General features: G+C 56.1%; 8 protein-coding genes. 5 read left to right on the top strand and 3 right to left on the bottom strand.

Annotated elements, in window-relative coordinates:
- Positions 1–115 precede the first annotated feature (115 nt).
- Entirely contained in the window at positions 116–637 is a 522-nt protein-coding gene (locus tag ABC336_RS23710; protein ID WP_413241000.1) for a DUF402 domain-containing protein, read from the top strand.
- A 61-nt stretch (positions 638–698) separates the two neighbouring features.
- Here ABC336_RS23710 and ABC336_RS23715 read toward each other — a convergent pair whose 3' ends face one another.
- Both ABC336_RS23715 and ABC336_RS23720 read right to left on the bottom strand, forming a co-directional pair.
- Positions 699–3,098, bottom strand: coding sequence for an MMPL family transporter (locus tag ABC336_RS23715; RefSeq protein ID WP_413241001.1), 2,400 nt, complete (start codon positions 3,096–3,098; stop codon positions 699–701).
- A gap of 47 nt (positions 3,099–3,145) precedes the next feature.
- The gene (locus ABC336_RS23720; RefSeq protein WP_413241002.1) at positions 3,146–3,766 is read right to left on the bottom strand and encodes a TetR/AcrR family transcriptional regulator; all 621 of its coding nucleotides are present in this window, start codon (positions 3,764–3,766) and stop codon (positions 3,146–3,148) included.
- A gap of 195 nt (positions 3,767–3,961) precedes the next feature.
- Between ABC336_RS23720 and ABC336_RS23725 the strand changes: the two genes are divergently transcribed.
- Entirely contained in the window at positions 3,962–5,215 is a 1,254-nt protein-coding gene (locus ABC336_RS23725; protein WP_413241003.1) for an MFS transporter, read from the top strand.
- Positions 5,216–5,312: 97 nt separating this feature from the next.
- A complete protein-coding gene (locus ABC336_RS23730; RefSeq protein ID WP_413241004.1) occupies positions 5,313–5,912 on the top strand; it encodes a response regulator in 600 nt (199 codons plus the stop codon).
- Here the strand turns inward: ABC336_RS23730 and ABC336_RS23735 are convergent.
- Positions 5,909–7,642, bottom strand: coding sequence for a sensor histidine kinase (locus ABC336_RS23735; protein WP_413241005.1), 1,734 nt, complete (start codon positions 7,640–7,642; stop codon positions 5,909–5,911). The genes ABC336_RS23730 and ABC336_RS23735 overlap by 4 nt on opposite strands.
- A 250-nt stretch (positions 7,643–7,892) precedes the next feature.
- On the opposite strand from ABC336_RS23735, the gene ABC336_RS23740 reads away from it, so the two are divergent.
- Complete coding sequence (locus ABC336_RS23740; RefSeq protein WP_413241006.1) at positions 7,893–10,172, top strand: S-layer homology domain-containing protein; 2,280 nt, start codon at positions 7,893–7,895, stop codon at positions 10,170–10,172.
- A gap of 212 nt (positions 10,173–10,384) precedes the next feature.
- Entirely contained in the window at positions 10,385–12,064 is a 1,680-nt protein-coding gene (locus ABC336_RS23745; protein WP_413241007.1) for a ribonuclease J, read from the top strand.
- Positions 12,065–12,113: the final 49 nt, after the last annotated feature.

Raw genomic sequence — 12,113 nt, forward strand, 5'->3', positions numbered from 1 at the left:
TGTCGGATTCGGCTGTCGATTGCCTGCGGCTTTCAGTGGGGGAGGCAGTGTCTGTGTCCGGCTGTTTCATGGTATACTGACAAGTAATTCATAGGAAGAAGGTCAGGAGCTGCCATTGAACAAAACTATCCATATGCAAGCGCTCAAACTCCCCGATCGGCCGCATTACGAATGGTCAGGGGAATGGGTCGAACAAAATGACGATTACGTAATGGTGCTGTGCAAGCCGGGCAGGAAGCTGGTGCACCACACCAAGAATAATGTGTTTACGATTAATAACACCTCACTGGAGCTGTTCTTCCTCAAAGAATGGTATACGGTGGCGATCGGCATCGAGGAAGGGAAGGTCGTCTCCTACTACTGTAATGTAGCCATGCCTTCCCTTGTAACGGATGAAGGCATCTCGTTTGTCGATCTCGATCTGGATCTGATCAAGGGCCCGGGCGGCGACTGGCAGGTCGTCGACGAAGATGAATTCGCCGCCAACAGCGTCGCCTTCGGCTACTCTGCAGAGCTCCAGTCGAGTGCCAGAATTGCTTTGGCACGATTGCTCGAGCGGGCCCGCAGCGGCCGATTTCCCTTTGACGACAGTGTGTTGTCACGGTTGCCGGGCGCTGATAGCGTGACACGCTCGTGACTCGAACAAAAAGCCCCCTGTCCATCCTCGAGGATGGACAGGGGGCTTGCGTATTTCTGGGCTATGACTTCGATTCCGCCTGCGCCCGATCCTGGGCAAGCAGTTTATTGATGAGCTTGTCGCCCTCGACATCAAGGTTCGGCAGCATCCGGTCCAGCCATCTCGGCAGCCACCAGGCTCGGTCGCCGAACAGAGCCATAACCGCCGGGACCAGCGCCATGCGGATGACGAAGGCGTCGATCAGGATGCCGATCGCCAGGGCAAAGCCGATCTGCTTGATCATGATATCATGCGTGAAGATAAAGCCGGCGAATACCGCTACCATGATTATTGCTGCGGCCACCACAACGCGGCTGGCTTGCTCATAGCCGTGGATGACGCTCTTGCTGCCGCGGTGTCCGTGGACATACGACTCGCGCATCGAGGAGACGAGGAATACCTGATAGTCCATCGCCAGTCCATACAGGATGCCGGTCACCATGATCGGAATGAAGCTGAGCAGCGGGCCGCCCGTGTCGAATCCGAACAGCTGGTTGAACCAGCCCCACTGGAATACCGCCGTGGTGATGCCGAATGTCGCCATGATACTGAGCAGGAAGCCGACGGTCGCTTTCACAGGAACGATGATCGAGCGGAACACCAGCAGCAGGATGATCAATGAGAGCAAGACGATGATGCCGATGTAGATCGGGAATACCTCGGCCAGCTTGGATGACATGTCAATGTTGATAGCAGTGAAGCCCGTAACGCCAATGGTAACATCATATGACTGTGACATGGCAGAATCGGGATCGCGAAGTGCGGTGACCAATTCCTTGGTCTCGGTATCGGTCGGACCTGTATGCGGGATGACGCTCAGGATCGCGATCGTGCCGTCCGGATTCATCCCGAGCGGCGATACCACGGAGACATTGTCCAGGCTTTGAATATCCTGCACCAGCTGCCCCATCGTCTGAGGCGCGATCGCACCGCCGGCTTCCGATGGCTCTGCTACCAGCAGCAGCGGACCGTTGAAGCCTTCACCGAAGCCCTCTGAGATCGCGTCATAGCTCTGTCTGCCTGGGGGATCCAGGTTGGCAGTGGCGCCTGAAGGCATGCCGAGCTCCATCTGGGCGACCGGAATGGCGGCCGTGCCCAGGATGGCGATGACGGCAACGATGACCAGCCAACGGAATTTGACGACGCCTCGGACATAACGCTCGGCGAAGCCGTGCGATTGGCCGCCCGCCCGGGCACGCTTCTCGCGGGCTTTCTTCGATACGATACGCTCTCCGACCAGCCCCAGCAGCGCAGGCAGGAGCGTAAGCGCGATGAGCACGTTGATGAAGACCGTCGCCGAAGCGACCAGGGCCATCATGCTCAGGAACGAGATGCCGATGACGAGCATCCCGCAGAGCGCGATGATGACCGTCAGGCCGGCGAAGAACACGGCGCTGCCGGCGGTTCCAATGGCCCTTCCCGTCGCTTCGTGAGCGGTCAGACCCTGGTCCAGGATGAGGCGGCGCTGTCGGTTGACGATGAACAACGCGTAGTCGATTCCTACGGCCAAGCCGATCATCAGTGCCAGTACAGGTGTGAAGGAAGTCATAGTGACGTAGTTGGAAAGGGCAAATGCACCGCCCACGCCAATGCCTACGCCAACCAAGGCGATAACGATCGGCAGACCGGCTGCGACCAGAGAGCCGAGCGTCATGATCAGGACAACTGCAGCGACCGCGAGGCCGATAATCTCATGGGAGCCGATTGGAATCTCAGGCACTTTCAGCGAGTCGCTTGGCAGGGCAGTGATGCCGGTGCCGTCTTCGACGACGGTGATCGCGTCGATGACCTCATCGGTCACGCCAGGAGGCAGCGAGTTCTGCTGGACGGTGAATTGAAATTGAAACAGGCCGACACTGCCGTCCGTGGCGATCAGCATGCCGGGCACCGGCATCCCGTCGATCATGAGCGGCATGTACGGCGGCATCTCAGCGGGCATCTCCGCTCCGGCTCCGGGATCAGCTGCCCCTTGCTCGGCGCCGGCTTGCATGCCAGCTTCGCCCATGCCTTGCTCGGCGCCAGCCTGCATGCCTGCCTCGTCCATCCCCGGCTGGCCCTGCATCGCTCCGCTCTGGGCGGCGGCAGCAGCCAACTCGGCTGGATTGATGACATAATCCAGCTCATATACTTGATTGATCGTCTCCAGAATAGCGCCGATCCGCTCCGGCGTATCCAGCCGCTCGCCCTCGGCAACCGTGAAGACGACGCTGGCTTGCCCGCCGGAGGCTTCCGGCAGCTCAGCTTCGAGTTTGTCCAGTACGTTTTGGGCTTCCGTGCCTTCAATCTTGATGTCGGAGCTGACATTGATGCCGTTCACACCCAGCATGGCCAGGACAACGCCGAGGATGACCACCCAGCTCGTGATGACATACCAGGGTTTGGCATAGGCTTTCTTGCCTAGCTGATACAGAAAGGTTGACATAGCAGTAGGTTTCTCTCCCTTGTCGCGAATTAGATTTTATCTTTAGTTTAAAAGCCTTGACGTAAATAGCCGTACAAAGTGTCCAGGTACTGCTCGAATGGAATCGCATGTTCTTTCTCAGCTGCGTGCGAAGTCGGAAGCCGCACATTCAAGCTGCCGTCAAGCACGGGCAGGATCGCACCGTACAGCGCGCCGATCAGCATCTGGACGTAGCCGTCCGGATAACGGCCTTGGGCAATCATGCCGAGCCGCTCCTGGGCATCGATCTGCAAGCTGTGAAAAGCGCTTAGAATATAAGGTTCCAGCGACGGGTGATGCTTGGAAAGCTGAATGACATGACTCATCTTGGCAAACAGTTCTTCCGTAAGCTGCATCTTCAATAACGAGTAGAGTTTATCCAGAAAAGGCAGGTCGCTATCCAAGTTGGCAAGCACCAGCTCAGCTTCCTTTTCCTTCGCCCGGTCGAACAAGATGGCTGCGGTGGCTACGGCCTCTTCCTTGCACGAAAAGTGATTGGCAAAGGTGCGACGGGAATACCCCGCACGCTGGACAACGTCCTCCACAACAAAGCCGTCCATCCCGCGGTCCATGGCCAGCTCAAACGCTGCGTCCGCCAGCGCGTGGGCGGTCGCTTCCTTTTTAATATCGCGCAGGCTTCTAGTGTTCATCTGATACAGGTCTCGTCCTCCTCTTGTTCAGGGATTATTGGGAACTACACTAACTTTAGCATTTCGTTGCCCAATGTGCAACATTGCCTTAAGGGCACTGTTTATCATGGTGGTGTAACCTGCATAAAACCTTTGTAATCCGCCTACCCTATGGGAACTGTCATTTGCCGAACGGCAAGAAGGGAAGATGCGTTCATGGCAAGCCGTAATTACAAAGCTTTGATCGCCACGGCTTCTGTGCCGTTGATTATGACGCTGGGCAACTCCATCCTGATCCCGGTGCTGCCCACTCTGCAGCGGGAGCTCAAGGTGAATTCGCTTCAGATCAGCATGCTCATCACCGTGTACTCAGTTGCTGCCATTCTGATGATCCCGCTGGCCGGATACCTTTCGGATCGGTTTGGCCGCAAGAAGATCATGATCCCCAGCTTGATCATCGCCGGATTGGGCGGCTTGTTATCGGGTCTTGCCCCGCTGTTCGCAGGAGGCGCGGTCTACGCAGTCATCCTGGCAGGGCGGCTTATTCAAGGGATCGGCGCTGCCGGTGCTGCACCGATCGTGATGCCGCTGGTCGGGGATATGTACAAGAGTGAGAAGGAAGTCAGCGGAGCGTTGGGCATCGTGGAGACGTCCAATACATTGGGCAAGGTGGTCAGTCCGATCCTTGGCGCCCTGCTCGCCTTATGGACTTGGACCGCACTATTCCTGTCTATCCCCGTATTCTGTCTGATCTCGATCTTGTTGATCCTGTTCTTTATCCGCGTGCCATCCAGGGATAACAAGCAGCAAGCTCAGGGCATCCGTGATTTTGTCTCGACGCTGAGGAAGACCGCCAAGGCGGATGGCCGCTGGCTGTCTGCAATCTTCATCATCGGCGCTACGGCGATGCTGGTCCTGTTCGGCGTGCTTTTCTATCTATCTGAGGTGTTGGAGGAAGTATATGCCATGAAAGGCGTCCTCAAAGGCGCGATGCTGGCGATTCCGTTGTCGGCTCTATGTCTCTCTTCCTATCTATCGGGAAAATGGATCGGCGAGAGCAAGCTGCACATGAAATGGGTATCGCTGATCGGTCTGGCTCTTCTGACAGCAGCTCTGGTCGTTATTGCGAGCACCGAATCAAAGGCCATCTGGTTGTTGTTCCTCTGCATGGGAGTCGGCGGCATCGGAATAGGCGCTGCCCTGCCGTGTATGGATGCGCTGATCACGGAAGGCATCGACAAAGAGCAGCGCGGTACAGTCACATCCTTATACAGCAGTATGCGGTTCATCGGTGTCGCGCTGGGGCCGCCGCTCGTCTCGATCGGGATGAGCCGGTTTCCGGACTGGCTCTTCTACGCCCTCGCGGGCATCACCGTGCTCTCCATCCTCTATGGCCTGATCGCCATCAAGCCGGGCAGCGACTCCGGGTCTGCACCAGCCAGACTTCAACGCAGCGAATCGCCAACTTGATGTACAAGTTTTGTGTTTGATTGCCGCTGGATGTCCCGGAGTTGGAGAGATGTGGTATGCTGGAGAAAAGGCGAGCAGGAAGCAGGTTGATGTACCAGTGAAGGTAATCATCATCGATGACAAGAAAGCGATGCATTTTATTATGGAACGGCTGCTGGCGGTTATCGAAGGTGTGGAAGTGGTCGGAAGCTTCGTTGAGACAACGTCGGCTTATGGCTATATTCGCGATCATGAGGTGGACTTGGCCTTCGTCGATATCGAGATGCCGCATGAGAATGGTCTTGCGTTTGCCAAGCGGCTGCGGGAGGCTGGGCAGGGACTGAAGCTGGTATTTGTGACGTCGCACAAAGAGTTCGCGCTGCCCGCATTTGAGGTATACGCGTATGACTATCTCATCAAGCCGGTTGACAGTGAGAGACTGCGAGAGACCGTGCGACGAGCGATATCGGAACGACTTGCGCCCGCTGTCGCGAGCAGCCAAGAGCCTGCGAGGCCGCTGGCGGATGATCTGACAAGGCGCGAGGTGGAAGTGCTGAGGCTGATCAGTGAAGGACTGTCCAACAAGGAGATTGCTCAGCGGCTATTTATTATAGAGGGCACGGTGAAGAATCATATCGCCAATCTGTTCGGCAAGCTGGATGTAAAAAATCGCGTCCAGGCCGTAGCGGCCGCGCGAGAGCAGAAACTGCTGCCTTAGGCAGAAGACAGGCTGAAGGTAAACAAGCTGCCCTCGCCAGGTGAGCTCTGACACCAGATCTCGCCGCCATGAAGCTGGATCAGTTTTGCCGAGAGGTAAAGTCCCAGCCCTGCGCCGGGCTCGCCATCGGTGCTGGTTTCGGGCTGCTGCTGAATCCTGTGAAAGAGCGATTCTGACGCGCCAGGTTCCATGCCGATTCCGTTATCCGCAACAGACACGTTGATCCGGGCGTCTATGACAACTGCGCTGATCGTCACGGTACCGCCGGGAGGTGTAAACTTGATGCTGTTGGACAACAGATTGCGCAGCACCAGCCCGATCATTTCCTTGTCCGCTATAACGAGCGTGCCCTTCTCGATGCGCATGTGCACGGTCACGTGCTTTTTCAGGCTTCTGTTTTGCATCGTATCCGCAGCTTGCAGGGCAATCTCGGCCAAGTCCCATGCCGTCGGCGCATAGATGGCTTTACCGGCTTGGCTGCGGTACCAGTCGAGCAAGCCCTCCACTAACATATAGGTTCGCTTAACCTCGTCCCTCACTTCGCGGATCAGCCTTGTATCCCCCTTCCATGCCGTCTCGGCTTCCTCCTCCAGCAGCTCCATCAGATTCATCAATATCGCCAGCGGGTCCCGAATGTCATGCGCGATGGTGGTGAACAGCTTGTCCTTGAACCCGCCGAGCTCGCTGAGCGCCTCCTGGTCCCGAACCATGCTGGTCATATCGCTCAACAGCAGCATGCGGCCGATAACCGCCTGGCTGCTATCATGAAGCGTCGAAACTTTCACACTGTAATATCTCGTTCCCCCGGGGCGCGCGATACGGACCTGATTCTCGTGATGTTCATTCTGGTTTAGTACCGCCAGCAGCTCCGGCACGTCCTTCAGCACATCATGGATGGAGTGTTCGCTGTCCCGGATAGGCAGAAGCTGAGGAAACATGTGACTGGCCGCTTGGTTAATATCTGTCATGTTATCATCATAATCGATGATGATGACGCCGTCTTTCATCGTATCATACACCTGTTGAATAGCTATAGGGACGAGTCGAAGCAGATTGAATTTGTAGATGCCCCATATGTGAGCGACGCCTGTCACGGCGAAGCCGAGCGGGGTAAGGTCGAGTCTGCCGTCGCCCGTCCCGAAGACGTAGAGAACGTTCGTCATGATAGGTGCCAGACCGCCAGCAAGCAGAACCGCGATTTGCTTACGCATGACGGGATTGGATCGGAGATAGCTCAGGATGTAAAGCGCGATCGTGACGGCAAAATGCAGATAGCTGTATGAGACGTGAATCCAGAACCAAAAGCCATGCTCGAGCTGCAAGGGGGCTGCGGGATTCCCGGGAGGCAGGATGCTTGCATAGAACAGATGATGATAGTCATTGGTATAGTGCATAAGCAGTGTCAGCGAAGGGATGACAAACAGCAGCGGGGTCAGCTGCGGCTTCAGCTTGGTGTGGTATCCGGTATAATGCAGCGCCAGCAACAGCCAGAAAACGGGTATGAATGAGATGCCGATATACTCGACCATCAGCCAAACACGCTTACCCTCCAGAGTCGGGCTCATCAGCTCGAACGCATACCCAATCGCATAGACGGCGGAAGCGAACATGGCCAGACCGCTGTATCTGGTAACCGCAAGCCTGTGCTTGCGGAAGGATAAGTAAGCGATGAACAGCAGCAGCACGCCTGCCAGTAGTAGAAGTAGAATGACCAGATTGTACTGGCTCACGGATGGGGCCCCCTGCGCTTGCGAATTGAACAGCTGTGTTTCTCACATGTTGATGACGATATTCGACAAATAGACGCCATATCCTTCATACTTCTCTATCTTTAGTAACATTTAATCGTCCTATCGCCCAGCTATAATAGATATAAAACGAGATAGGAAGGCGATATCATCCATGTCTAAAGTCACTAAACAGTTTGCTTGGTTCATCAGCTTCACGAGTTTGATCCTCCTTTTGAGCGGTTGTGTTGGTATGTATGATTATGTTTATATCACGCTGGATGAGGAGTTGGATGAAGGTCAAGTATTGCACATGCGCTATGCGGATGGGGGGACAGTGTCCCCTGCTGATGCAACAGGTACGCAGCTTACGGTCGATACGGATATAGAGAGGTATACTGTCGGCGGCCATATTACGGAAGGTGGGATCAGTTGGGTTCCGATTTATAGTTTCCCATATAATAGTGAGGCGCTGAGCAATATGCCGAGCCTTACAAACGTTAATGGAACCAAGCCGGAAGCGGCAGCGGCTTATGCAGTTCTGGACGGAGTGGTATCGAGTATTACCCGTGATGGCTACGTCGAGGCCACGTTCCGGGTCTTTAGTTCGGAACAGGAGCTGCTGACCGAGGGGCGAACCTCGGTGTTTGCGCAGGGCAGCGAGCAAACGGTGTTTTATGACAATGACCCAGTGTTCAGCTCTGGTCCAGTATCGCAAGGTTATTCGTCTTACACAACTGGCGGATACGTGACCTTCGTGATCCAGTCTTCAAGTTTAGATATCTCAGCGATTCCGCTTCAACTGTTCTCGGGCGAGACCAAACTCGAACTCATCGATCTCCGGAACAGGCTGGAAGGCCTTGAGCTATCAAACGGTGCGCTAACCCCAACTTTTGACGCAGAGGAAAGGACGTACCAAGCAACGGTAGGTTATACGGTGAGCAGCCTGACCGTGACGCCGACGGCGGCGGATGCCGGGTCAACCGTGACCGTGCAGGTCAATGATGCACCGGCTGTCGCGGTTGCAAGCGGCGCGAGCAGCAATGCACTCACATTGAAAGAGGGAGCGAACACCGTGCTCGTAGTCGTCACCGCCGAGGACAAAATGACGACACGGACTTACACCTTAACGGTAACGCGCGAGGCGCGGCCATTGTCCGCGATTGCGGATCTGAGCGGACTTTCGCTCTCGCAGGGAACCTTGAGTCCGGATTTTGATGCAGAGCTGGACAGATATCAAGCGACGGTAGGTTACACGGTGAACAGCCTGAGCGTGACGCCAACCACGGCGGATGCCGGGTCAACCGTGACCGTGCAGGTCAATGATGGACCGGCTGTCGCGGTGGCAAGCGGCGTGAGCAGCAGTGCACTCGCATTGAAAGAGGGAGCGAACACCGTGCTCATAGTCGTCACCGCCGAGGACAAAGTGACGACACGGACTTACACCTTAACGGTGACGCGCTCGTCGCAGCCATCGCCTCCTGGCAATATATATGTTCCCCCTGTTGTTCAGGGCCCTGTAACATCTACTACTGGTAAGCTGACGCTGCCAGCATCGACGGCAGGTGAATTGAGCCTGCAAGATAATCGGGTGCGCTTGGCGATTCCGGCAGGCGCTTCACCGCGAGCGGTAGAGCTTTCGATCACTGAGGTTATGAATACAGAAGGTTTGCTGCAAGCCGGAGAACAACTCGCAAGTCCGGTGTTTGAGCTTCTTAAGAGCTACACGGATAATTTCAGCCAGCCGGTTACGCTGAGCTTTGCATTTGACCCGGCCAAAGTGCAAAAAGATCAGACAGTGGCAGTGTTCTTTTATGATGAAGCAGATAAAGCCTGGGTGCTTGCAGGTGAATCTAAAGTGGAAGGCAATCGGGTCTCGGTTCAGGTAGATCATTTCACCAAATTTGCTGTTTTTGCCGTCAATGAAATGGAAGAGACGCCGGAGACGGAGTCCCCATCTACAGAGCCTGAGCTTCCTTCCACGGAGCCCGAGGTAACGGTAAACTTGAGCGATATTGTGGGTCACTGGGCAGAGTTGGGGATCCGGCAAGCCGTGCGGAGCGGGTTCGTCACGGGTTATCCGGATGGGACATTCAAGCCTGGCCACACAGTAACTCGTGCCGAATTTACCGTGATGCTCGTGAGTGCCCTGCATCTGGAGGGTGAAGGCTCGCCGCTTACTTTCTCCGATCGCGAGAACATCGGCGCTTGGGCGCAGACATCCATCGCTCTGGCTGTCGAGGCAGGCATCATCCAAGGCTACGAGGATGGCAGCTTCCGTCCGGGCGCAGCTGTTACCCGCGCCGAGATGGCGGTCATGCTCGCCCATGCGCTGAACCTGTCCGAAGCGCAGGCATCAGCAGCGTTTACGGATGAGCGGACGATTCCTGCTTGGGCAAGGTCGGCTGTAGCGACGCTGGCACGGAACGGTATCGTGCAGGGTAATGCAGCGGGGAACTTCCAGCCCGGCGCCATGACTACCCGTGCCGAAGCCGTAACCGCACTGTTGCGTGCTTTGGAGTCAATGGAGTAGATCAAAAAATGTGAGGGGACCTATGCGTATGCGCATAGGTCTTCTTGCTGTGGGGGAGACGGAGCGCTACGACTTTGGTGCCGGTGATCCAAACGCTCCTGCTTGTTGGACTCGCATAAAACAAGGCTTCCTATGCCATAGTAACGGGTATGCGAGCTTATGAAAGGCTCATCTCAAACAGGCAAGAGATTAGTGGACGGAGGATAACAGCGATGCGCACGAATTGCGATAACAGATTATCTATAGCCGCCCTTGGAGGCGTCAGCGAAATCGGCAAGAATATGTATGTTATTCAGTGTGGCGATGATATCATCGCGATCGACTGCGGTTCCAAGTTTCCCGACGAGACGCTGCTGGGTATCGACGTCATCATTCCGGATATCGGATATCTGCTGGAGCACAGGGATTCAGTGCGTGCGCTTGTCGTCACCCACGGGCATGAGGATCATATCGGCGGTATTCCATATCTTATCAAGCAGTTGAATCTGCCGATCTACGCCACCAAGCTGACGCTCGGGTTAATCGAGCGCAAGCTGAGCGAGCATGGGCTGCTCGATACGACGGAGCGGCATCAGATCGACGCGGAGAGTCGATTGAAGCTGGGAGGGCTAGATTTGACGTTCTTCCGGACCAACCATAGTATACCGGACTGTCTCGGCATAGTTATCGGCACCCCGCAAGGCAATGTCGTGCATACGGGCGATTTCAAATTTGATCTGACTCCCGTAAACAAGCAATATGCCGATATTCACAAAATGGCGGGGATTGGCGAGCAGGGGGTGCTGGCCTTGCTCTCCGAGAGCACCAATGCCGAGCGCCCGGGCTTCACCCCGTCAGAGAGCAATGTCGGCAATCATATTATGAAAGCTTTCGAAGAGGCGACGGGCAAAATCTTCCTCGCTACGTTTGCCTCCAACATCAACCGGCTGCAGCAGGTCATCGATGCGGCACAGCGGACGAACCGGCGCATCGCCTTGCTCGGCAGGAGCATGGTCAATGTCGTCGAGATTGCCGCTCCGCTCGGTTTTCTGCAGCTGCAGCCGGATATGCTCATCGAGCCGCAGGATATCGGACGATATGCCCCGCATGAGGTCGTCGTCCTCTGTACGGGCAGCCAGGGAGAACCCGCGGCCGCCCTGGCCAGGCTCGCAAGCGGTACGCATCGTCAAGTGGAGGTGCTGCCTGGTGATACCGTCATCATCGCGGCAACGCCAATCCCAGGCAATGAGCGCAATGTCGCCAAAGTGGTAGACCACCTGTTCGACCGCAAGGCCCATGTCATCTATGGGTCCGGTACGGTGACCGGCATGCATGTCTCCGGTCATGCCAGCCAGGAAGAGCTGAAGCTGATGCTGACCCTGATGAAGCCCAAGTACTTCATCCCGGTGCACGGCGAGGTGCGGATGCTTCATCAGCACCGGCAGCTGGCCGAGGCGGTGGGCGTGGAGCCGGAGCACATCTTCATCCTGGGTAACGGCGATGTGGTGGACATCGAAGACGGCACGGCCCGGCAGACACGCAAGATCCACAGCGGCGACACGCTGGTAGACGGTCTGGGGATCGGCGATGTGGGCAATATCGTGCTGCGGGACCGCAAGGTGCTCTCAGAAGACGGAATCCTGATCGTCATCCTTTCCCTCAGTCGCATCGATGGCCGGATGGTTGTCTCCAAGTCTGATATCATCTCCCGGGGATTCGTCTATGTGCGGGAGTCGGAAGGGCTGATGGAGGAAGTGGGACGTCTGGCTGTAGGGGCGATCACCCAGCTGCAGGAAAACCGCACGAATTCCTGGTCGCTCTACAAGCAGTCGGTGAAGGAAGCTGTCGGCAAGTTCGTCTACGCCGAGACCAAGCGGCGGCCGATGATCCTGCCGATTATTATCCAGGTATAGCTGCACCCCCGGCCTCATGGCCGGGGGTGTCTAGGTTAGGTTTGATTAG

Origin of the sequence: Paenibacillus jepli (assembly GCF_047238105.1) — a bacterium.
Lineage (GTDB): Bacteria > Bacillota > Bacilli > Paenibacillales > Paenibacillaceae > Paenibacillus_D.